A 22,198-nucleotide genomic window follows, 5' to 3' on the forward strand; every position below is an offset into this window, starting at 1 on the left:
TACCTCTTTTTATAAAAGTAAGCGTGGACGCTTACCTTTATTTGAGTCCAAGCGTAGACGCTTGAACTTGCGTTTATTAATACATAAAATTCATCCCAACCGAGTAATTCCTCAACGGTGCGGCATTATAATAACGATTACCCACCGCATTCAAATCATTCCCGAGGCTGTATTTCTGGTTCAGCAAGTTATCTGCGGCAGCAAATATTTCAAAGCGTGTTTTGCGACCTATGATTGGTTGGTAGCTGACCCTTGCCTGCAGCAAGTTGTATTTTGGAGCATATACTGTGTTGGCATCATTGAGCGGAATTTTTGATGTAAAGGTATGTTGAACAAACAAGGCCAGGCTTTCGGGAAACCTGATCTGTACGCTACTTACAAATACATTTTTAGGTACGCCGGTTAGCCTGTTACCCGAATAATTTGCATTGGTAACAACATAATCCCTGAACCTGAAGTGGCTGTACGTGAATGATTCATTGAACTGTACTCCCCGGATAAAACCATATTTACCTGGGCGGATAATCCAATAATACAGCGAAGCCTCGGTACCTAACTGATTGGTACCGCCGGCATTGATATAATGCTCGGTTTCATCAGCATTAAGGCGGCGTACTATAGCGTTGTTTAAGCGGTAATAATAAACCGATGCATCCAGCATAAAAGTTTCATCGCTATTACGCAGGCGGAAGCCGGTTTCGTAGTTCCAGCCATATTGGGCTTGGAGGCTTGTATTGACAATGTTGTCTGTTGGTCGTACCTCGGCAGTGGTAGGGCTTGAATAGCCGCGACTTACGCTCGCGCGCCACGCCAATGCATTAATGATCTGGTATGACAGGGCCAGTCTTGGCATTAGCTGAGCACTGAAGTTGCGATTAGTGAAATTGTTTTGATTAAGCGGATACAGGTTTTTAAAATCATATCCATAGTCATTTAAGCTTACCGCGGCTTCAACGTGCAGGCGTTTATAGACATCGGCGGCATAACGCAGAAACACGAAGTGTTGATTGGTATGGATATCATCAATGGTTTGAGTGGTATCTTTTACTCCTTTTTTATTACCGTAATTGGCAATGTGCGAGTTGGTTTGCTGCCATTCAAAACCAAGGTCAACTTTCCAGTCCAGGCTTGGTTTTTTATCGCCGGTTAGCTCAAAATAAGTGCGGAAGCCGTAGGTGTTTTCACTGCGTTGTTCATAATTGGTGATGAACGGATTGGCAAAGTCAACGTGGTTGCCAAAAACGGCCAATACGTTACGGATATGGTCGTTAAAATGATATTCATTGGTTAAGCCGCCCAGATACATTTTGGTGGTGATGCCTATGCGTTGTTGAATAGCTCCCGGCAAAGTTGGGGTAGGCTGGCGAGCTAACGTTGGGGCGGTATTGTATTGGGCAAGCGTTAAACCCCCGGGTGTTTGATAGGCGAGGTCAGAATAAATGCCCAATGCTTTCAAAGTGTTTTTGCCGCTGTAGTTCCAGCTATCGGCCAGTTGCAGGTAGTTACGATGCGTATCGCTGTTTTGCCGGTAGCCATGATAGGTTTGAAAGCTTTGATTGATGTTGAGCAGGTAATTGGTAGTTTTTAATTGTACAGCTGCCTTTTCATGAAACAGGCCATATGAGCCGTCGTTTACGCCTGCCGAAATATAAGTGCTGTCGTTATACCGGTTAAGTGGACTGAGGATTACCACCCCGCCGGAGTTGGCCCCAAATAAACTGCCATCCGGCCCTTTTAATATTTCAACCTTTTGTATCGAAGCAATATCAATGGCGTTTAAATAGCTGTTGCCACCGGCATCGGTAAGCGGAATATCGTCAAAATAGATCTTCACATCCCTTACACCAAAAGGCGAGCGTAACAAACTGCCCCTTATAGACAAACGGTAACTCCCCGGCGAGCGCTCTTCGGTACGTACACCCGGAACGGTATTTAAAGCGTTTACAAATGAATTATCGGGCTGGATCCTGAGCTGGGCCGCGCCAAGTACACTTACCGACGCTGGTACGCTTATTACAGGCTGATCGCTCAGGTAACCTTTGATGATCACCGGCTTAAGCTCGGTGGTGTCTCTTTTAGGTTTGATTTTATTTTGTGCGTGGGTTGTTATTGCTGCTGCCAGCGCTAAAGTTAGGAGAGTAAACGGTTTTAACATAGGTTGATGTTCAGGGACGTTTTCAAAAATAGGTGTTTATAGCCGAAAATGTGTATCGCAGGTTTGTAAATATATTGACATAACGTGGTGCTGGATGCCTCATCATGCTTAACAAAATCAAACATAAAAGCCCTGGCAAAATTGATATTACCAGGGCTTTTATGAACAATGAGTTAAATAATATAATTAGATCTTTCCGAAGAGTTCGGCAAGCTTGTTTTGCAGGTCTTCGCCTCTCAGGTTTTTACCAATGATCTTTCCGTTAGGATCTAACAAAAAGTTTTGAGGGATGCCGCGCACGGCATATAGGTCAGCAGCTTTACTGTCCCAGAATTTAAGGTCGGATACATGGTTCCAGGTAAGGCCGTCTTTGTGGATAGCTGCCAGCCATTTATCTTTCGCATTCGGCCTGTCGAGCGATACACCAAGTATGGTGAAATTTTTACCTTTATAAGCGTTGTAAGCTTTTACCACGTTAGGGTTTTCACGACGGCAAGGGCCGCACCATGATGCCCAGAAATCTACCAATACATATTTACCGCGGAATGATGAAAGGCTAACCATTTTACCGGCAGTATCAGCCTCGGCAAATTCAGGAGCGGTTGCGCCTAATGCCACGGCTTTTAATTTAGGTAAACGTTCGGCAAATTTCTTGCCCGCTTCAGTTGCTTTAATAGCAGGGGTAAAGTTGTTGAACAGGGGGGCGATGTCCACGTAATCGGCACTGTAGGCAAATGACTCAAGCGCGTTAAGGCTCACATATGAATCGGGATTTTCCTGGATAAACTTTTTATTGACCTGTGCATCCTGATCGTCGATCTTTTTTTCTTCGGCGTTCAGTTCGGCCAGCTGTTCAGGCGCAGCGGTTTTACGTTTTGCCGAAAGTGCTTCGTATGCGTCGTTAATAGGTTTTTCGGCCAGATTATATTTTTCGTTGTCGTTATTGGTTTTGGTGCCTTCTATTTTGGCATCGGCAATTTTATCAGTTGCGCTTACATTGATGATACCCGGTTCCAGGTAAATTGAACGGTAATCTTCTGAGCTATGCAGGCCGGTGCCTTTGGGATTAAACAAGATATAACCGCTTACAGGTGTTGCACCTGTTTTACCGGTAAATTTGAAGCTTCCGCTGCTCAGTACTGCCGAATCAACAATTGTTTTACCATCTTTACGGTATTCTACATACACCTTTGCCGGTGCGTTATACTCACCAATTTTACCTTGCACGGTATATTGAGAGTCTTGTGCAAAAGCTAAAGCAGGCAGGCTCGCAATTGCAGTTAATGCTATTGTTTTGATTGAGGTCAAGTTCATATCGCAATATAATAAAATTAGCCGGCTATAAAATAACCGGCTAATTCAATGGTGAATTTGACATAGTAATGAATATAGCCTCAAACGGGCTACCTCTCCCAATCAATTATATTTTCCGAACAATTGCTCGAGCTTAGCATCAAGGTCTTCGCCACGCAGGTTTTTTGCAATGATTTTTCCCTGCGGATCGATCAGGTAGTTTTGAGGGATAGATGTTACTGAGTATAGCGCCGCTGCCTGGTTGTTCCAGAATTTAAGATCAGATAACTGAGTCCACTCAAGGCCATCACTTTTGATAGCAGCCAGCCATGCCGATTTACCGTCAGGCCTATCCAATGAAACCCCAACTACAGTGAAATTCTTGTTTTTAAACCTTGCATAGTTGCGCACCACGTTAGGGTTTTCCTGACGGCAAGGGCCGCACCATGAAGCCCAGAAATCAAGCAGCACATATTTGCCCCTGAATGATGATAGCTTTACCGGATTGCCGTTAACATCGTTTTGTATAAAATCCGGTGCTTCAGAACCAATGGCGGTTACTTTCAATGCTGCAAGCTGCGCCTTCATCATTTTACCGGCCTCGGTATCTCTGATATTTTGAGATAAAGAATTGTATAATGGCTCAACTTCGCTAACATCGGGGGCCGGGCCGCTTACCGAGGTTAGTGCAAGTAAACTTAGGTAGCTATTAGGGTTAGCCGAAATAAAGCTTTTCAAAGTTGTTTTCTGCTCTGTTTGCAGGGCTTTATACCGTGCCTGCATAGCGCTTCTGAATGCAGTGGATTTTTGTTGTTCAGGCGTTGCTGCTTTGGCTTCGGCCATCAGTTTTTCTCCTTTTTGGTTGATGGCTTTTAACTGAGCCTGAAGTTTTACGTTATCAGCATTAAGTTGCGATCCGGTGATCTGTGCTTTATCGATAGAATCTTTACTGGTTATGGTGATAGTGCCTTTCTCCAGGAAAAAATCCAGATCGTCGGCGGTTTTTGAAATCAGGCTGCCATTATCTGCATACTTATAATTGCCGTCGATAAACTTTTCGAGCGGTAAGCCTTTATAATTAACAGCAATTGTAGCGTTAACAGGGTTGATAATAGTACCGGTAAATGAAAATGCTCCGTTGACCACATTGGCCGAATCGGTAACATTATTTGCCCCTAACTGGTATGATAAATATACTTTGGCAGGTGTGGTAACATTACCTAATTTACCGTTAACAACAAAAGTATCTGTAGACTGTGCAAGTGCCGTTACCGGGAGCATTGCTGCTATATAAAAAAATAATTTCTTCATTAAAATATATAAAAACTCTACGCTGCTAACGTTGGAGTATGAGTTAAAATTGTGAATATCAGTTTAATTTTTGATAAGTGCGCCACCAAAGATCCGGTAATTCGCCGGATGTTGCCGTTTTATAATCGGCGTAACTGCAGGGTACTAAATGGAAACGCTCGTTAGGTGAACCTGCTGAAGGATAGGGGACCTGCATCCACCAGCGGTCGGATTTTTTACTTTTTACAAATACCACTTCCTGATCTTCATGGGTTAAGCTGGTTTTATAAATAAGGTATTGTGATTTAGGATTAAGCGGAAAATCGCGTTTACGGTTATAAAAACCGTCAATAAAATACCAGATCATTTGCGCCAGCTGCCAGGCGGTTTGTCCGTTACTGTCATAAGCAGGGTTAAATTCGTAAAAGCCTATTGAGGTAAGTTTATCATTAAAACCGGCATAACGGCAAAGCTGGCAGGCTTCTTCTCCATAAAAACCATTTGGTGTGGCGTTGGCATTACCCATTGCATCGGCAGCACGGATAGCGCCGATATCAAAACTTACCATACTGGCATTGCGGATGGCCGGCTCGGTAACAGCAACATTGCCGCTCAGTTCGCCTAAGCGGTGTACATCAAAATAAAGCTTATCCATGACCCGCAGGCTGTCCTGGCTTACAAAATAGGTTTGATAGCCAAGGTTGCTGAAATTGAATAGATAATTGGGATCATGCAGGAATATTTTGTTGAGATAGGAGCCGGAGGTAGTTTCGATACTACCATCGTGATTGTCTTCATCCAGGTCAAAATGCGAATCGATCACTACCAGGTCAACCTTTTGTTCAAGCTCTTCATAGCCCAGGTACTGGGCATAAGTAAGATCCTGTCCGCCGCCTAAAATAATGGGGATGATGTCTTTTTTGATCAGCTCGCTTACTACGGTTTTAACAGCAAAGTAAGTGTCTGTTACCTTTTCGCCGGCGCGGATGTTGCCCAGATCCGCAATTTTTACAGAATAGCCACCTTCGTTTAGTTGGTATAACTTTTCGCGGATATAATCGGGGCCCAGTGAGCAGCCGGAGTTACCAACCGCATTACGATCATCCATAACACCGATAATAGCGATGTCCGTTTTCTCTTCCAGATCAGGGAAATCGACAGAATAATGCACAATTTTATCGCCAAGCTGGCTGGTATAGAAGCCCTTTTTAGGAGCTATCTTTTTAAGATCAATCGGCGTAAAAAAATCAGCTAATGACATAATTGTTTAATGTGCAGATTTCAGATGTGCAAATGTGATTATAAATGTGCGGATTTCAAATGTGCAGATGTGCAAATGATTTTAAGACATTTTAGGTTACATTTTATTGCCTTGTTAAGGACTTCACATCGAAGATGTGCGCATCAAAAATAATCTGCACATTTGCACATCTGAAATTTGCACACTAAATAATGATCTTAATAACAGGCGCAACTGGTTTTCTTGGGGCCGAACTGGCAAAACTTTTGGTAACCACTAACAGCCAACGGATCCGTTGTACCAAAAGAGCAAGTTCAGCTATTCCTAAATTGCTTTTGCCTTACCAGCAAAGCATAGAGTGGGTTGATGCCGATATGATGGATATTTTTGCACTGGCCGATGCGCTTGATGGCGTTACGCAGGTTTATCATTGCGCCGCATGGGTTTCATTGAAGCAGGCTGATAAAAAGCCGATGATCAACACCAATGTTACCGGGACTGCCAACCTGGTTAACCTTTGCAATGTGCGCGGTATAAGGATGGTTCATGTAAGCTCGGTAGCGGCAGTTGGAACCGCAAAACCCGGTGAGTTTATCACAGAAAATCATCACCTGGAGCAGTCGGCAGAAAATGATGGCTATGCCATATCTAAATTAGAGAGCGAGATGGAAGTTTGGCGGGGTATTGCAGAAGGTTTGGACGCCGTTATTGTTAACCCCTCGCTGATAATTGGCGCGAGTGCCGGTACCCAGGGCAGTGGCGCTTTGTTCAATACTGTGCGCAAGGGGCTTAAGTTTTATACCTCTGGCACCATTGGTTTTGTTGATGTAGAGGATGTTGCCAAATGCATGGTGGGCTTAATGAACAGCGATATCACTGCCGAGCGTTATATCATCAGCGCCGAAAATCGGGACTATAAAGGTATGGTTACCGAGATAGCAAAGGGGTTTGGGATTAAGCCGCCTGTTATTTATGCAAAGCCATGGATGATGGAACTGGCCTGGCGTGTGGCTGCCGTTGGCGCGGTCGTAACCGGAGGCGTGCCGGCTATAGATAAAACATCGGCCCAGACCGCCTCATTAACCCGTGAGTTTGATAACTCAAAAATTAAAAAAGCTATCGGCTTTGAGTTTAAGTCGATTAGTAGAACGATCGGGGAAATTTGTGAAGCTTTGAAATAATCAGGAATATTAACGGTTGACAGGAGGCTCCTACGGAGCCGGCTCTTCGGATATTTTTTCTATAAACACAATACTCATACGGAGTGTCAACATTGTCAAAACTCCGTAGGAGTATCGTGTTTGTAGTTAAATACAAAATCAAGCCAGACTCCGTAGGTGTCTCCTATTATTAAAGCGATTTCTCCGGTTTTGATAAAGAGTAACGCGATAGTTTTATTTAAACTACAATCTCCCTATACTTCCTCAGCAAATTTTTTGCACCTTTGCACCCAAGATGGAACAGTACTTTATTATTGATTTCGATAGTACCTTTACACAGGTTGAGGCCCTTGACGAACTGGCCCGGATCTCTCTCAAAAACCGCCCGGACCGCGAAGATATCTACAAGCAGATTGAAGATTTAACCAATGCCTCGATGGAAGGTAAGCTATCCTTTACCGAAAGTTTGGAGCGCAGGGTGAAATTACTTAACGCCAACCGCGATCATTTAAAGCAGCTGATCAGCCATCTTAAAAAGAAGGTTTCTACCTCATTTTCCCGTAATACTATCTTTTTTAAAAATCACCAGGACGAGGTTTTGATCGTATCCGGCGGGTTCAAAGAGTTTATTACGCCGGTAGTAACCGAATATCACATTAAAAAAGAAAACATCTACGCCAATACTTTCGTGTTTGACGAAGAGGGCAATATCATAGGCTATGACCGCGAAAACCCACTTTCGCAGGAAGGCGGTAAAGTGAAGCTGCTGAAAGAACTTCAATTACCGGGCGATATTTATGGTATTGGTGACGGGTATTCTGATTTCCAGTTAAAGGAATCGGGCATGATCAAAAAATTCTTCGCTTTTACTGAAAATATCGAACGCAAATCGGTAGCAGAAAAAGCCGACCATATTACCCCAAGCTTTGACGAATTTCTTTACCTGAATAAACTGCCGCGCGCTATCTCTTATCCTAAAAACCGGATTAAATGTTTGGTTGTAGGTAATGTTGATGAAGATGCGCTGGATCAGCTAAAAAAAGAAGGCTACAACATGCGTCACGGCGAAAGTGTTGAAGATAAATACCTTGAAGAGGCGGGCGTGCTGTTTTGCGACGAGGAGAATCAGCCAAGTGCCGAGCAGGTTCAAAACGCAGGCAGGCTAAAAGTAATTGGCGTTTTTGGGAAATGTAACCGAAAACTGGCCGATGCTGCTGCCGAAAATGGAATCATCATATTTGACGATCCAAGGCATAATCCGCACAGTAACGACTTTTTGCCAAAAAGGGTAATGGCTTTCATGAACGAAGGTAAAACACATACCAGTTGTAACTTTCCCGATCTGCAGCCGCCGCGTGTTAACAATGCCCACCGATTAATTCACATTCATAAAAACGTACCGGGTATCCTGGCTAAGATCAACGATGTATTTGCCCGCCATAACATTAACATTGTGGGTGAGTTTTTGGTTACCAATCCGCAGATAGGTTATGTAATTACCGATGTTAACACAGGTTATGATACCGAAGTACTGAACGAATTAAAGGCCATTGAACATACCATCAAGTTCAGGCTTTTATATTAATCTTTTGCTTCGATATAAGGCACAACCAGTACCGGAACAGGTGACTTGTTGACCACATGTTCAGCAACATTGCCTAAAAAAAACTTATCGATACCGGTGCGGCGATGAGTGCCTATCACTATCAGATCGGCATTAAATTCCTTACTGCATTCAATGATGGCTTCGGCAGTTGAGCCGTATTGGGTAAACTGAGCTATTTGCAGCCCTTCGCCCCATTCTTTTGCCGCCTGGTCAAGTAAGGTGGTTGATCGGTTGGTTTGCAATGTTTCCAGCTCTGAATCCGGGAGGTTCAGGTTAGTATCAAAAGGCATTCCGCCCATTAAACCACTCTGGGTATCGGTGGGCACTATGATCGGTTCAACTATATGTACCAAACCAACCTCGGCACCATAAGTATGAGCTATGTCAAAGCCATAGGCGGCTGCGTGGCGTGAAAACTCGCTTTCATCAATGCCGATGAGTATCTTCCTGATCTTCATAATAATATTATAAGGCTTGTATCCATATAACAACCTAATACGGATATGTTTTAGCGGTTTACTATTTTATTACCTTTGATGTATGCATTTCTCTCCCGAAATTGAAGACCGTTTAAACCGCCTGCAGGAAAAGTATGAAGCTATGGGCCAGGATATGAACTCATACCTTGATGGCTTGCTTTATGCCGATTTTTTAACCTATTGGGATTATATCCACCTGGATACCCTGCTTAGTTTACAAAATCCTAAGACCCCATTTCCCGACGAGGAAATTTTTATCATTTATCACCAGATCACTGAGCTGTATTTCAAACTTGCTCTGCATGAGTGCAAACAAATTGCAGAAGCCAGCCCGTTAACCCCTGAATTTTTTACGGCGAGGTTAAAAAGGATCAACAGGTACTTTGGTGCTTTAACCCACTCGTTCGAAATTATGGTTGATGGGATGGAGAAGGAACAGTTTCTGAAATTCAGGATGTCTTTATTACCGGCAAGTGGGTTTCAGTCGGGTCAGTACCGTATGATCGAGATCTATGCTACAGATTTTATAAACCTGGTAGCAAAAGATAAACGTGATGAATTGCAGCATGCAACTATTGAAGATCAATTTGAATACCTGTATTGGAAATTTGGCGCAACAGAACTATCTACAGGCAAAAAGACGTTAACACTTAAACAGTTCGAAAAAAAGTATTCAAAAACGTTTATTGAGCTTGGCAAGGCAGCTGTTACGCACAACTTTAATGAACTGGCCAAACAGTTTGAAGCATCTTCAGAATTGAGCCCTGAACTGCGTGCCGAATTACGTCAGCTGGATATTAATGTAAATGTAAACTGGCCACTGTCACATTATAAATCGGCAGTGCGATACCTTAACCGTGAACCGGAGGATATTAAGGCAACAGGAGGTACCAACTGGCAAAAGTACCTGCCGCCACGTTTTCAAAAAAGAATCTTTTATCCATGGGCATGGAGCGAAGAGGAAAAAGAGAACTGGGGCAAAGCCTGGGTTGATGATGTGCTGAGTGGTATTTAAGCTTGGCAATCATATTGTCAAAATGATATTTTTATATGTGATAGTCACCATTTATATGCTTGATTTTTTGGCGTAGGCCATAAAAATGCCTAACTTGCCATTTTCTATAATTTATTAATTTTTAATGCCATGACCGAGACATTGGACATCAAGATCAGCAGGACAACTGCTTCCCGTTTGCAGCAAACGGACTTTGACAACTTACCTTTTGGAAAAACTTTTTCTGACCACATGTTTGTGGCCGATTACGCGGACGGTGAATGGAAAAATCTCTCGGTCATTCCCTACGGCGAAATTGGTCTCAGCCCTGCAATTTCAGCACTTCATTACGGACAAGCGTTTTTTGAAGGCCTGAAAGCCTATAAACATGCCGATGGAAAGATCACTGTTTTCCGTCCGGATAAAAATGCTATCCGTTTCAACAAATCGGCCGAGCGCCTTTGTATGCCAACTTTGCCCGAGGAGATCTTTTTGCAAAGTATAGCTACCCTGGTTGACCTTGACCGCGAATGGGTGCCTTCAAAGCCAAACCACGCTTTGTACATCCGTCCGTTTATGTTTGCTACCGATCCTTATCTGGGTGTAACCCCATCATCAACTTATAAATACATGGTATTGGTTGGCCCGGTTGGTCCGTACTTTTCAAAACCATTACGTGTTAAAATCGAAACGCATTATACCCGCGCTGCTGAAGGCGGTATGGGCTATGCTAAAGCTGCCGGTAACTACGGAAGCTCAATGCTGCCCGCCCGTAAAGCAACTGAAGAAGGTTTTGATCAACTAATTTGGACTGATGCTAAAGAACATAAGTTTATCGAAGAAATGGGCGCCGCTAATGCGATGTTCCTGCTGGATGGTAAACTGGTCACTGCCGAAGCAAAAGATACCATATTAGATGGCGTAACCCGGGATACTGTTATTGCTTTAGCTAAAGAATGGGGCATCGCTGTTGAAGAACGCAAGATTTCGGTAGCTGAAATTGTTGAAGGTGCTAAAAATGGTAAACTAACCGATGCCTTCGGCGCCGGTACTGCCGCTACCATTGCTCCTGTAGCTTCAATCAGCTATGAAGGTGAAGAGTATTTTCTGAGCGATCCGAAGACACGTGAGTTTTCGAACAAGGTATTTGATACACTTGATGCTATTAAATATGGTAACGCTCCTGATACCCATAACTGGAATTACCTGGTTAGCGAATAATCATTAGCAAGATATAAACACAAAACGCCCCGGATTTTCCGGGGCGTTTTGTGTTTACAAATCTATATGTCATTGCGAGCGTAGCGTGGCAATCTCGTCGCCCATGCATGTCGAAATTGCAAATCCGCTTTGCATAGCTACGAGATTGCCACGTTGCTCCTGGCTCACAGTCCCTGGCTTGCTCCTCGCAATGACATGGGGGATTTTAACAGTTTCGTCAATTTAAAAACTACACCCTGCCACCGGCGTAATTCCTTCTTTATCCATTGCCAATGATGGCTTGCCTTTTTTGAAGGTCACTATCCAGATGCTGTCGAAATCATCATCCGGCCATTGCAGGTCTTTAACTTTTAGGCCGAGAGCTTTTAGTATGGGTTTGATCTGGCTATGCTCCCAAACAATAAGAATTGTTCCTTTTTTGGAGGATAGGTCATCAGCTACACCATTAGCGTCCTCTTCCTGAAACTTACTATTGATGGTCAGGTTGTATTTTACCGCTAATGGAGATATGGTTTGAAACATCCTTGAGCGCGGGGTGGATTTACCCAAATTCAATGCCGGCACATAAATATGATCGGGCAGGCCAAATTTGGCTTTTAAAACCTCGGGCAGTTTAAGCGCCCGGTTAAACCCGGCGCATGAAAGGTTATCGCCAACATCTGGCTTTTCGCCATGACGGATGAATACCAGTTTCAGGTTTTTACCCTGGCCGCAGGCGGTCAGACTTGCCCAACCGACTATTAAAAAAAGTAAAAGAAATTTTTTTATCATGCCGGTTGTTTTTAGTGTTTATTCTACGGAAACTGTTAAGCCTTCCTGCTGGAGGATCTTGCGATAGATCTCCATTTCTGTGAAAGAGCCTTCAAGTACGGCGCATTTGCCTTCGTTGTGTACTTTCCATGCTATCTTTTCGGCTTGTGGTTCTGAGTAATCCAGGTATTTCATCATGCAGTGGATCACGTGGTCAAAAGTATTAAAATCATCGTTCCAGAGTATTAAACGATGAAGCTCTTTAAGTCCTGCAAGTAACTCCTCGAGTGTAAATGTTTCTTCCTGTACTTCGGTTGGCATACGTAACTACAAATTTACTCAAAAACAATAATAAAAGTGTTAAAATCGTGTTCCATGGTCTTAAAAATCATGTTACACATAACCCCTAAAAAAATTCACATGAAAAAAGCATACCCGGCTTTGGTTTTGGCGTTAGCTGCGCAACTCTTAACAACTCATCATTCGTTCGCTCAAAGCACTAAAAATAACCTTCAGGGGCCGCCCGCCAATATTAATGTTGATGGCGATCTGAAAGAATGGGGTGATAGCCTGCGTTATTATAACGAAGAAAAAAAGCTGAATTATGCGCTGGCCAATGATAAAGATTTCCTGTATGCTGCTATCCGGGTGAGCGACCGGCTTGATAAAATGAAGGTGTTGAATGCCGGCATAACCTTAACTATTGATCCTAAAGGAAAAAAGAAGGACAGTTTTACCCTTACTTTCCCTTTAGCTGCACCGGATGAAAAACCAGAATTTACCAAACCAAAAGATGGGGACGGAGAAATTACGCAGGCAGATCGTGATGAATTAATGCGCGAGCGTATCACTAAGTTGCGCTATATAAAAGTTGTTGGGTTTAAGGATATTGAGGGCGATATGATCACTACGTCAAATACCTATGGAATAAAAACTGCTATAAATTATGATGCCAATGGCGATCTGGTTTATGAAGTTGCAATTCCGTTAAATTTTTTCCATGCCGGCAATGATACCTTTAAGAGCGAATGGGCTTTTAATTTTAAAATCAATGGTTTTCAGCGCCCTGCAGGTGGCGGTGGTGCAGGAGAGGGTGACGGCGGAGGCTTTAGCGGTGGAGGCGGTCGCGGCGGAAGAGGTGGTATGGGCGGCGGAGGCGGCATGGGTGGTGGCCGCGGAGGAAGAGGCGGTCGCGGAGGCATGGGCGGCGGTGCAGGACGTGGTGTTGCAGGCGGTTCAGGCGAGATGTCAAAGTCAGTTGATTTTTGGGAGAAGTATTATTTGAGCACGAAATAAGTTTGGTTCAAACAATAAAGTCCGAAAGGTTTAAGATACACTTAAATCTTCCGGACTTTCCGACTAAAGACTGCCGACTTAATCTACTCCACCTTATATCTATAAACCTGTCTTCCTAAATTGCCATTGGCATCAATGCCCTCTATAGTTACCCTGTAAATACCCCGGGTGTCGGCATTAAAGTAACTGAACGAGGCCTCCCCATCAGCATTGGTAACGATATTAGGCTCCCAGAAAATTGTTGTACGGTAATCAGGAATGTTAGTATTAATGTTTGCTGCTGTGTATTTAGGCGAATAAAATGTGCGGGCTTTATAAAAACCTTTAAACGGATAGGTTATCACGCCCGAAGATGAGCTGCTGCCGGTTACATAGCTGCTTTCGCCTTGCTTAGTTGTAATTGCTAAAGCGCCGCCCGGAAATTCCGAACCTATGGTTGCTGCATATGAGGCTCCCCGTAAAACCTCTACACTATAAACATCCGCTGCGCTAACGTTATCCAGTGCACTGCCATCTAATATAGCGCCATTGAGAATAACCGCCATTTTTTTGCTGTTGCGGCTGTTGGTTGGATTGCCATTTACGTCAAACAGGACTCCAAAAACTTTATTCCTTAAACAGTCTGAAAGTTTGATGCATCCTGTAAGTTTTTCACCCATGATAATTTGATCGGGTTGAGGGCCTAATTTACCGGCTGAGTAACCTTTGTAACTTGATTTGTTTGTTTTTGTTGAACGGATATTAACTTCTTTTAACACCGTTGTATCGGTGCCGGCATATCTTTTAGTGGTGATATAAATTAGTGGGTGTTTTGATTCGATAATTGGTGGTTGCCATATTAAACTCACACTTTCTATCTCGCTAACCTTGTAAGTTGAGAGCATTGATGCATCTGTTGCTGCGCCGTCAACTATGATTATTCCGTTTCCGTTCAATATGTCTTTGTTTGATGCAGATATATCGATATGTGCAAGTGGTTCAACCATGTATAAACCATCTTTTAATGAAGAATCGTTGTACCCTCGCAATTTGGTCATATTAACCGCGCGCTGCTGGTATGAATTATCGCCGTTAAACTGATTGGGTTTAAATGGTTTTTTATCTTTGACCACCACTTCTTGGAGAACAACTCCGTTTTTTATTGAATCTTTTTTTTGTTGGAGAGAAGATGCCAATAGTTCCGTTATGGAAGGTTGCTGCCACTTAGTTATAATACCGCTTAGTTGCTCAACTTTAGGATAATCAGGTTGTTTAACAAAAATGGTCACATTTTTTCCATCGTTTTGCTTACGAGCCTGTACCAATAAGTGTGAAGTATCGGAAACGTCAACGTCTTCAAATTTAAAATCTCCATTCATGTCGGCTGTCGTGTCTGCAAAAAAGGCTTCCCTATTTCCCATTAAGGTTACCTTGCCGTTGGGTATGGGTTTACCACCAGGCGTTTGCAACGCACCTGCAAGGCTCAGCGAGTTTTCGGCTTTAAAACTTGGCTGCTCCTGCTTTTCGCTTAATGTTTTGCGCCATTCAAAGCCGCGATAGCCTTGTGTAAGCATGAGCATATCCAAATCGCTCTCGGTTTTATCAGTAACATTATTAAAATAGTAATTAGGTTGCTCGATATTACCTTTAAGATCAGATGTCAGTAATAAGTTATTCAGAATGGTACTTTCGGCATTTTGATCATAAGGGATGCGGCTTTCATTTATTACTGAAACAGAAAACGCCCCTATCACGGGTTTATTGGCATTATTAACAGCCTCCGTGACTACAGAAACCTCTTTTCGCGAAGAAAATTTTTGAGCGGCAATATTCAATTTCAGTTTTAAGGTATCGTTGGTACGTATAAAAGCTATCCGTTCGTTAAGTGGTTCTGCATCGGCACCCAATAACGTAAATTGGGCTATGCCCGATGGGAAGCGCTTCTTTTCTATTTTAAATGAATAACCAGCATCTTCAAGTTTAAACGAAGTAGTATAATACACTTTTCCGGCCGATTGCCCAACCAGGTAATAATATGAGTGCTGTTTTGAACCGAATGTTTTAGACGAAGCAGTTATTTTGATAGCTACGCTATCGGCAAGCCTGTTGTTGACAGTCATGGTAAAGCCTTCATCGTTGGCTTTGGGCAGGTCGACGGTGAAAGGAATAGCACCATCGGTTGTTATTTTGGCTTTATAGGTTTTTCCGGGCTGCGGCATTAGTGCAAATAAACCCATGCCCAGGTGTGTAGTTTCAAATTCGGCAACTTCATTGCCATCGCTATCAACTATTGAGCCTTTGATATTGCGTCCAAGCCCATCCTGGCCAACGGCTTTCACTGCGATTTTAGATCTTAGTCCGTTGATAAAACTACCCCCTTCTGCAAAAAACTGAACGTCTGGCTTGTTTTCTGCTGGAGGTTGCGCCTGCGATTGGTTGAGTCCAAAAGCAACACGGCCGTTTACCTGCAGCCGTTGATCAAACATTGCTGCAAGCCCCGGGTTTCGCATCCAGTTTGTATAAGCCCTTAAGCGATAGCTTCCTGCTTTATAATTGCCAGGCAAAACAAAATCGCCCCAGGCAACGCCGTTGGTGAGTTTTAAATTGATCCGTCGTGCAACGGAATCTTTGGCATTGATGAGTTCAACATGAACAACCCCGCTAATATCTGACAATTGATGGTCGGGGCCGGCAACGGTATAAACCTTAAACCATATAGTATCTGTGATATTGTAAAACGGCTTATCTAAGTGCAGATAAACTTTCTCAGCAGGCTTATCTGTTAATTGTTTATTTGATAATGTTACAGCCTTTTTTAGGAAACTGCTATCGGTTTGAGAAAATGATTTTAAACTCAGTAGCAATAATAGCAATGAAATACTTGCACGTATATGTCTCATAAGGTTTAGTGGAATTATTAATCCCTTTATGACACTAATATATCGTAAAGGATTAATAATAACCACTAAAAATAATATTACTCTACCTTATACCTGTAAACCTGTCTGCCTAATTTACCATCGGCATCGATACCTTCAATTATTACACGGTAAGAGCCTTTGGCATCAGCATTGAAAAAGCTCATTGATGTATTGCCATCCTTATCGGTTAACAAACCTGGTGCCCAGTAAATAGTACTGCGGAGGTCCTGCATTTGTGCATTGGTTTTAGGATCATCATATTTAGGCGAATAAAACTCCCTCGCTCTGTAATATCCCTTAGGCGCATAAGTAACTATGCCCGGCGCATATCTATTATAAATAGTTTCGCCGCCGCGTTTGGTAGTAATTACTAAAACACCACCTCCGCCTCTTGAACCATAGATAGCCGTGTTACCAATCGTCCTTAATACTTCAACGGTTGCTATGTCACTTGGGGTAAGGTTGTCCAGGAAATCGGATTCAACATACGTGCCATCCAAAACGATTTGCATTGGGGTACCTGGGCTTCGGGTTGAATATGGTACACCATTTCTGAATGTTACAAAATTAAGTCTGCCCTGCAATACTTGCGAAAGCATGCCGCCGCCGTACATCAGGTCTTTACTGGTAAGTGTTTGATCTGCGTTACCGGGGCCATTCAGATTTGCTGAATTTTTAAAAGGGTTTTCCCGTTTCTCTTTAATCACTACCTCTTTCAGTACTATGGTATGATTGCCTATGCCATACTTTACCTGCTCGTCATAAAGCTTTTTACTGTTTAATAAATAAGCTGATGCCCCATCATTGATGTTCACCTGAAGATCTGGCGCATTTTTGTTGGGCCCAACAGGTTGAGGGCTTATATTGTCGAGGGTGATATCCAGATTTTTGCGGTCTTTCGCGGTGCGGGCCTGGATCACAAATTTGATACTGTCCCTGAAAACAAGGTCTTTAAATGTGAATTTGCCATCAGCATCAGCCACAGTATCAATAATAAAAGTTCCTCCTGATGATGAAAACAAGGTAACCTTACCGTTAGGCACAGGTTTACCGCCAAAGGTTTTGAGATGACCGGTTACTTCCAATGATTTTTCGGGCTTGAAAACTATCGGTGTAAATTTATCAGCAAGTAGTTGTTTCCATTCAAATCTGCGGTAGCCCTGGGTAAGCATCAACACATCCAGGTTGGCTTTGGTTTCGTTGCTTACATTGGTAAAATAGTAGTTAGGTTTTTCTATATATCCTTTTAAATCGGAGGTTAGCAGCAAGGTTGAACAGATTGAAATTTCGTTTGCCTCATCCGTACTAACTTTTGATTCATCAATAACCGAAGCCGAAAAACTGCCCACAACCGGTTTGTCATCGCTGTTTTTAGCGTTAAGGTTGACGGTCACTTTTTCGCGGGGCTTGTAGCTTTGTTTTTCGGTTGTTACGGCAAGCTTAAGCTGGTCGGGATTTTGAACAAAAATCAATCGCTCATTCAAAGGCTCGCCGCTTGCCGAAAACAAGGTAAACTGTACCATGCCCGATGGAAATTTATCTTTCGGGATAGCAGCCGAAAAGGATGTTGCGCCATCCTTACTTTTACCGGCATAGCAAAGTTCCCCGCCCGATTGTGCTATCAATGTTAAGCCCGATAACGAAGCTGTGCCGTTAGTGGAATTTTTACCCGGAACAATAGATACAAACACCTTGTCGTCACGGATGCTGTTAACACTTAATACATAACCATTGTCAACCGCTTTGGGCAGATCGAAAATGCCTTCAGAGCCGTCGGCATAGGTAACATGCGCTTTGTATGTCCTGCCGCTTTCTGGTTGAAAGTTTATGGTGCCCATGCCAAAATGACTTGCACCCAGGGGGGCAATCTGGTTGTTTTGATCGTCAGCAATAAATCCTTTAACGTCAACGCCTAAACCGTCAGCTCCTACAGCTTTAAAGGCTACTTTTTCAAAAATGTCATTAATTAAATTTCCGCTTTCAGGGAAAAACTGAATATCAACCTTATTGGATAGCGTTTTTATTGGCACAGCTTTGGTAACAGTGTGCTTTTCATCCAGTTTAAGCTCGGTACTGATATGGCCTGTTGTTATAGAAACCGGTTGATTAGTAATGAAAGTTGCCGTGAGGTTACCTTTATCATCGGTTATGCCTTTTCCCTTTGAGATGGATTTGCCATTTATCACAACCTCATAATTTACAGGCTTGTTAGTATAGGCTATACCGTTTAAGTCGGTATAAGTAATTACTGCAGTTACTTTCTGTTTGCCGCTTGAGGTATCGTAAGTATAGGCGGTTTTGGTGAAAACTTTGTTACTTACGCCATTTACTACGGTTATGGTTTTATTGAAGAAATAAGCCTCACCTTCATTGCGCATCCAGTTGGTGTAAGCGCGGATACGATAGTTGCCTTCCTCCATACTGTCGGCCAGTGCAAAATCGCCTGCTGCCAGGCCGGCTGTTAGCGGGAGTTTAAGGCTGCGTTTTACCGAGTCTTTATCATCAATGAGGTCAACGTTAAGGGTTTCGCTGTAAGCAGAAAGTTTATGCTCGCTGCCGATGGTGACATAGGCCTTAAACCAGATATCCTCACCAATAGCATAACTGGGTTTATCAAAGTGCAGGTAAACTTTTTCCTGTGGATGCTCAGTACGCCATTTATCAAGCTGTGCAATGATCCTGGTTACCAGCTCATCATCGGGTTTTATAAAAGCTAAAGTAGCACCAACAATAAGGGTGATAAGGATCCCAATAGGTAGGCGTTTGAAGTTCATATAAAGGTAAATCTTGAACTACCAAGATACGCAAAAAGTATTTACGTATTTATAACAACTATGATACTGTTATTTAATACTAAGTCTGTAATTCTAAGTCGAAAGTCACCAGTCGAACGCTCCTTTTTTCAGACTTAGAACTTATGACCACATATTTAAGACTACCACTTGTTCTTCCACATCATACTTTCAACAGGGCGTGTGGTGGGGTTGTTGTATTTAGCATTTGTTTTGCTGTTGTATAATGTTTCGATCTCTCCCTCAACTACAAAATAAATAAGCTGACCTATTGGCATTCCCGGGTAAATGCGTACCGGCTGGGCACATGAAATTTCAAGTGTCCAGGTATTGCAAAAACCAACATCTCCCTTACCTGCGGTTGCATGGATATCAATACCTAAACGCCCGGTGCTTGATTTACCTTCTAAAAATGGTACATGGCGGTGGGTTTCGGTGTATTCCATTGTTACACCCAGGTAAAGCGTGTTTGGCTGTAGTACAAAACCATCTTTCGGAATTTCAAAGCCATCTATCTCGTTATGAACTTTAGCATCAAGAACCCTGTTGCGGTAGGTAGCCAGGTATTTACCCAAATGCACATCGTATGAGTTGGTACCCAGGTATTCGCGGTTAAATGGTTCAATAATGATGTGGCCTTGTTCAATTTCTTCGAGGATGCGCTTATCAGATAGTATCATACGGGGCAGATTATTGCAGGCGCTAAATTATGAAAATTAGCCCAATTGCCGCCGGCTTTTATAAACAATATAGGCCTGCAAAATACGTTCAGATAGCGCGTAAATAGCCACTAAACCTCATATACTTCAGCTAATTATGAATATGTGACTGCGCTTATATTATTTAAATTTTTTTGACATATGTTTGCAACCTATTTTGCAATTTTACTTTTATGGCGATAGCATACAGGCAGCGTATTGATGATGATACCGAGTTTGCACTCTGGCGTATCGAGGAGGAGGCTACAGACCTGTATAGCCAGTTACAACTTAACCAGCAGGAAAAGGATTTTGTGGAGAGCCTGAGCAATGGTAAGCGCCATTTGCATTGGCTGGGCACCCGCGTGCTGCTACGTAAAATGCTGCATACCGATGAATATATTGACTGTAAGGTTGATGAGCACGGCAAACCCTACCTGGTAAATCTCCCTTACCATATCTCGTTAAGCCATTCGTTTGACTATGCTGCTGTAATGATCAGCAAAACGCATAAGGTTGGGATTGATATTGAACAGATCAAACAAAAAGTTGAGCGTATTGCCAACAAGTTTATGCGTAAAGAGGAACTGAAATTTATAAGTGGTCCGCAAAAAATTGAACAACTATATGTTTGCTGGTGTGCCAAGGAGGCTGTTTATAAATGCAATGGACAAAAAGAAGTTTCATTTGCTGACAACATTTTCCTGGAGCCGTTTCAATTTGAACACCATGGTGTGGTGAATGCGCAGTTAAATAAAAAAGATAAAACCATTGATTATACTGTTGGCTATCTTCAGTATGAAGATTATATGATAGGCTACGTAAAGGGGGAGTAATGAAAAACAAGAAAGTATTTTTCCAGGATTGGGGCCTGATCGACTACCAGCAGGCCTGGGATAAACAGGAGACTATTTTTGGTGAAACGGTTAAAACCAAAATCGATAATCGTAACCGTGAAACCGCCTATGAAGCAGCCGCTAAAAATGCCGGAACTACTGTGGCCTACGATACCATCGAAGCTGACGAGACCTTTAACTACCTGGTGTTTTGCGAGCATCCGCACGTGTACACACTTGGTAAAAGTGGTAAGCCCGAGCACTTATTATTAGATGAAGAGGGATTGAAAGAAAAGCATGCGGTTTATTATCCTATAAACAGGGGCGGAGATATTACCTACCATGGCCCCGGTCAAATTGTGTCATACCCGATACTCGATCTCGATAATTTTTTTACCGATATCCACCTGTACCTCCGTACACTGGAAGAAGCGGTGATCCTTACTCTTGCCGATTTCGGGCTGAAGGCCGGGCGGTATGAGGGATACACCGGCGTTTGGTTTGACGCCGATAATGAAAAAGCCCGTAAAATATGCGCCATGGGGGTGCGATGCAGCCGCTGGGTAACTATGCACGGCCTCGCGCTTAATGTAAATACCGATCTGAGTTATTTTAAAAATATAGTGCCTTGCGGTATCGATGATAAAGCTGTTACCTCTATACAACAAGAACTTGGGCACGAGGTTGATATTAATGAAGTTAAAAAAATCCTGAAACATCATATTTCCGTACTTTTTGGTATGGAGATATTATAATGAAGGGATTAATTTTAAGTTTACTAACAGCATTCACGTTATCTGCCTGTGCAGGAAAAAATGCTCCTGCGCCGGTTGATTATAATCCCCCGTCAAAACCAGTTACAGTGATACAGGATACCTTAACATACCTTGCCCTCGGCGATTCATACACCATAGGCCAGTCTGTTCCGCCGGAGCAGGCATTTCCTAATCAGCTGGCCAATCAGTTACAAGGTTTTAAAGTGAATGCACCCACAATTATTGCCCGCACCGGCTGGACAACTGACGAACTGATTAATGCCATTGATAAAAGTGATATCAAAAGTAATACTTATGATGTTGTGACCTTGCTGATAGGGGTTAACGATCAATACGGGGGCTTAAGCCAGGAAAATTACCGGATTAAGTTTGAGCAGGTTTTAAATACGGCTATCAAGTTTGCTGGCGGTATCAGGGAGCATGTATTTGTACTGTCTATTCCGGATTATGGCGTTACGCCCTATGCACAGGGAAAAGAAGCTACAATCGGCCCCGAAATTGACCAGTTCAATAATATTAACCGTGAAATAAGCGCCAATGCCAAAGTTAATTATGTTGAAATTACCGGCATTTCTAAATTGGCAGCAAATGATCTTACTTTACTGGCGAGTGATGGTTTGCATCCATCAGGTAAAATGTACGGGATGTGGGTTGATAAACTGAAAGTAGATGTAGGCGCTGTTTTTGCGAAGAAGTAGACATTTAAAAATCT

At 42.9% G+C, this 22,198-nt stretch carries 18 protein-coding genes; 8 read left to right on the plus strand and 10 right to left on the minus strand.

The genetic code is table 11. From position 1 onward, the window contains the following. Window positions 1–76 precede the first annotated feature (76 nt). The 4 genes from BMX50_RS23780 to BMX50_RS23795 form a co-directional block, all read right to left on the minus strand. Window positions 77–2,155 (minus strand): TonB-dependent receptor, encoded by a 2,079-nt coding sequence (locus BMX50_RS23780; protein ID WP_091215330.1) that lies wholly within the window; start codon window positions 2,153–2,155, stop codon window positions 77–79. A 186-nt stretch (window positions 2,156–2,341) separates the two neighbouring features. Continuing rightward, window positions 2,342–3,469, minus strand: coding sequence for a TlpA disulfide reductase family protein (locus BMX50_RS23785; RefSeq protein ID WP_091215333.1), 1,128 nt, complete (start codon window positions 3,467–3,469; stop codon window positions 2,342–2,344). Between the two features lie 102 nt (window positions 3,470–3,571). After that, on the minus strand, window positions 3,572–4,759 hold the full coding sequence (locus tag BMX50_RS23790; protein WP_091215336.1) for a TlpA disulfide reductase family protein: 1,188 nt from the start codon (window positions 4,757–4,759) through the stop codon (window positions 3,572–3,574). 58 nt (window positions 4,760–4,817) lie between these two features. Further along, window positions 4,818–5,999 (minus strand): formimidoylglutamase, encoded by a 1,182-nt coding sequence (locus tag BMX50_RS23795; RefSeq protein ID WP_091215339.1) that lies wholly within the window; start codon window positions 5,997–5,999, stop codon window positions 4,818–4,820. Window positions 6,000–6,190: 191 nt separating this feature from the next. Here BMX50_RS23795 and BMX50_RS23800 point away from each other — a divergent pair, with 191 nt between their 5' ends. Continuing rightward, on the plus strand, window positions 6,191–7,159 hold the full coding sequence (locus BMX50_RS23800; protein WP_091215344.1) for an NAD-dependent epimerase/dehydratase family protein: 969 nt from the start codon (window positions 6,191–6,193) through the stop codon (window positions 7,157–7,159). A 274-nt stretch (window positions 7,160–7,433) separates the two neighbouring features. Then, window positions 7,434–8,723: an HAD-IB family phosphatase gene (locus BMX50_RS23805; protein ID WP_091215349.1), complete on the plus strand. Its 1,290-nt coding sequence runs from the start codon at window positions 7,434–7,436 to the stop codon at window positions 8,721–8,723. Here BMX50_RS23805 and BMX50_RS23810 read toward each other — a convergent pair. Beyond that, a complete protein-coding gene (locus tag BMX50_RS23810; protein ID WP_091215352.1) occupies window positions 8,720–9,202 on the minus strand; it encodes a universal stress protein in 483 nt (160 codons plus the stop codon). The genes BMX50_RS23805 and BMX50_RS23810 overlap by 4 nt on opposite strands. A gap of 82 nt (window positions 9,203–9,284) precedes the next feature. Here BMX50_RS23810 and BMX50_RS23815 point away from each other — a divergent pair, with 82 nt between their 5' ends. Both BMX50_RS23815 and BMX50_RS23820 read left to right on the plus strand, forming a co-directional pair. Beyond that, entirely contained in the window at window positions 9,285–10,238 is a 954-nt protein-coding gene (locus BMX50_RS23815) for a tryptophan 2,3-dioxygenase family protein (protein WP_091215356.1), read from the plus strand. A 129-nt stretch (window positions 10,239–10,367) separates the two neighbouring features. Beyond that, on the plus strand, window positions 10,368–11,438 hold the full coding sequence (locus BMX50_RS23820; RefSeq protein WP_091215361.1) for a branched-chain amino acid aminotransferase: 1,071 nt from the start codon (window positions 10,368–10,370) through the stop codon (window positions 11,436–11,438). A gap of 222 nt (window positions 11,439–11,660) precedes the next feature. Here BMX50_RS23820 and BMX50_RS23825 read toward each other — a convergent pair whose 3' ends face one another. Together BMX50_RS23825 and BMX50_RS23830 are read right to left on the minus strand one after the other, a co-directional pair. Next, window positions 11,661–12,209, minus strand: a complete 549-nt coding sequence (locus BMX50_RS23825; RefSeq protein ID WP_208864784.1) for a histidine phosphatase family protein — start codon at window positions 12,207–12,209, stop codon at window positions 11,661–11,663. An 18-nt stretch (window positions 12,210–12,227) separates the two neighbouring features. Continuing rightward, a complete protein-coding gene (locus tag BMX50_RS23830; RefSeq protein WP_091215366.1) occupies window positions 12,228–12,509 on the minus strand; it encodes an ATP-dependent Clp protease adaptor ClpS in 282 nt (93 codons plus the stop codon). Window positions 12,510–12,608: 99 nt separating this feature from the next. Between BMX50_RS23830 and BMX50_RS34775 the strand changes: the two genes are divergently transcribed. Continuing rightward, the gene (locus BMX50_RS34775) at window positions 12,609–13,484 is read left to right on the plus strand and encodes a hypothetical protein (RefSeq protein WP_208864785.1); all 876 of its coding nucleotides are present in this window, start codon (window positions 12,609–12,611) and stop codon (window positions 13,482–13,484) included. A gap of 83 nt (window positions 13,485–13,567) precedes the next feature. Here the strand turns inward: BMX50_RS34775 and BMX50_RS23840 are convergent, their stop codons facing one another. From BMX50_RS23840 to dcd, 3 genes are all read right to left on the minus strand, one after another. After that, a complete protein-coding gene (locus BMX50_RS23840; RefSeq protein WP_091215374.1) occupies window positions 13,568–16,363 on the minus strand; it encodes a hypothetical protein in 2,796 nt (931 codons plus the stop codon). Window positions 16,364–16,440: 77 nt separating this feature from the next. Next, window positions 16,441–19,158, minus strand: coding sequence for an alpha-2-macroglobulin family protein (locus tag BMX50_RS23845; RefSeq protein WP_091215379.1), 2,718 nt, complete (start codon window positions 19,156–19,158; stop codon window positions 16,441–16,443). A gap of 161 nt (window positions 19,159–19,319) precedes the next feature. After that, entirely contained in the window at window positions 19,320–19,856 is a 537-nt protein-coding gene (gene dcd, locus BMX50_RS23850; protein WP_091215382.1) for a dCTP deaminase, read from the minus strand. Between the two features lie 212 nt (window positions 19,857–20,068). On the opposite strand from dcd, the gene BMX50_RS23855 reads away from it, so the two are divergent. Genes BMX50_RS23855 through BMX50_RS23865 form a run of 3 tightly spaced genes read left to right on the plus strand, consistent with a single transcriptional unit; the run spans window position 20,069 to window position 22,184 of the window. After that, entirely contained in the window at window positions 20,069–20,710 is a 642-nt protein-coding gene (locus BMX50_RS23855) for a 4'-phosphopantetheinyl transferase family protein (protein WP_091215387.1), read from the plus strand. Next, the gene (lipB, locus tag BMX50_RS23860; RefSeq protein ID WP_091215391.1) at window positions 20,710–21,465 is read left to right on the plus strand and encodes a lipoyl(octanoyl) transferase LipB; all 756 of its coding nucleotides are present in this window, start codon (window positions 20,710–20,712) and stop codon (window positions 21,463–21,465) included. Before BMX50_RS23855 ends, lipB begins: the two co-directional genes overlap by 1 nt. Continuing rightward, window positions 21,465–22,184, plus strand: a complete 720-nt coding sequence (locus BMX50_RS23865) for an SGNH/GDSL hydrolase family protein (RefSeq protein ID WP_208864786.1) — start codon at window positions 21,465–21,467, stop codon at window positions 22,182–22,184. Before lipB ends, BMX50_RS23865 begins: the two co-directional genes overlap by 1 nt. The last annotated feature ends 14 nt before the right edge of the window (window positions 22,185–22,198 follow it).

Source organism: Mucilaginibacter gossypiicola (genome assembly GCF_900110105.1).
GTDB lineage: Bacteria > Bacteroidota > Bacteroidia > Sphingobacteriales > Sphingobacteriaceae > Mucilaginibacter > Mucilaginibacter gossypiicola.

Coding starts and splice junctions, on each gene's coding strand:
- BMX50_RS23780 (WP_091215330.1), bottom strand. CDS start 2,155: ATGTTAAAACCGTTTACTCTCCTAACTTTAGCGCTGGCAGCAGCAATA.
- BMX50_RS23785 (WP_091215333.1), bottom strand. CDS start 3,469: ATGAACTTGACCTCAATCAAAACAATAGCATTAACTGCAATTGCGAGC.
- BMX50_RS23790 (WP_091215336.1), bottom strand. CDS start 4,759: ATGAAGAAATTATTTTTTTATATAGCAGCAATGCTCCCGGTAACGGCA.
- BMX50_RS23795 (WP_091215339.1), bottom strand. CDS start 5,999: ATGTCATTAGCTGATTTTTTTACGCCGATTGATCTTAAAAAGATAGCT.
- BMX50_RS23800 (WP_091215344.1), top strand. CDS start 6,191: ATGATCTTAATAACAGGCGCAACTGGTTTTCTTGGGGCCGAACTGGCA.
- BMX50_RS23805 (WP_091215349.1), top strand. CDS start 7,434: ATGGAACAGTACTTTATTATTGATTTCGATAGTACCTTTACACAGGTT.
- BMX50_RS23810 (WP_091215352.1), bottom strand. CDS start 9,202: ATGAAGATCAGGAAGATACTCATCGGCATTGATGAAAGCGAGTTTTCA.
- BMX50_RS23815 (WP_091215356.1), top strand. CDS start 9,285: ATGCATTTCTCTCCCGAAATTGAAGACCGTTTAAACCGCCTGCAGGAA.
- BMX50_RS23820 (WP_091215361.1), top strand. CDS start 10,368: ATGACCGAGACATTGGACATCAAGATCAGCAGGACAACTGCTTCCCGT.
- BMX50_RS23825 (WP_208864784.1), bottom strand. CDS start 12,209: ATGATAAAAAAATTTCTTTTACTTTTTTTAATAGTCGGTTGGGCAAGT.
- BMX50_RS23830 (WP_091215366.1), bottom strand. CDS start 12,509: ATGCCAACCGAAGTACAGGAAGAAACATTTACACTCGAGGAGTTACTT.
- BMX50_RS34775 (WP_208864785.1), top strand. CDS start 12,609: ATGAAAAAAGCATACCCGGCTTTGGTTTTGGCGTTAGCTGCGCAACTC.
- BMX50_RS23840 (WP_091215374.1), bottom strand. CDS start 16,363: ATGAGACATATACGTGCAAGTATTTCATTGCTATTATTGCTACTGAGT.
- BMX50_RS23845 (WP_091215379.1), bottom strand. CDS start 19,158: ATGAACTTCAAACGCCTACCTATTGGGATCCTTATCACCCTTATTGTT.
- dcd (WP_091215382.1), bottom strand. CDS start 19,856: ATGATACTATCTGATAAGCGCATCCTCGAAGAAATTGAACAAGGCCAC.
- BMX50_RS23855 (WP_091215387.1), top strand. CDS start 20,069: ATGGCGATAGCATACAGGCAGCGTATTGATGATGATACCGAGTTTGCA.
- lipB (WP_091215391.1), top strand. CDS start 20,710: ATGAAAAACAAGAAAGTATTTTTCCAGGATTGGGGCCTGATCGACTAC.
- BMX50_RS23865 (WP_208864786.1), top strand. CDS start 21,465: ATGAAGGGATTAATTTTAAGTTTACTAACAGCATTCACGTTATCTGCC.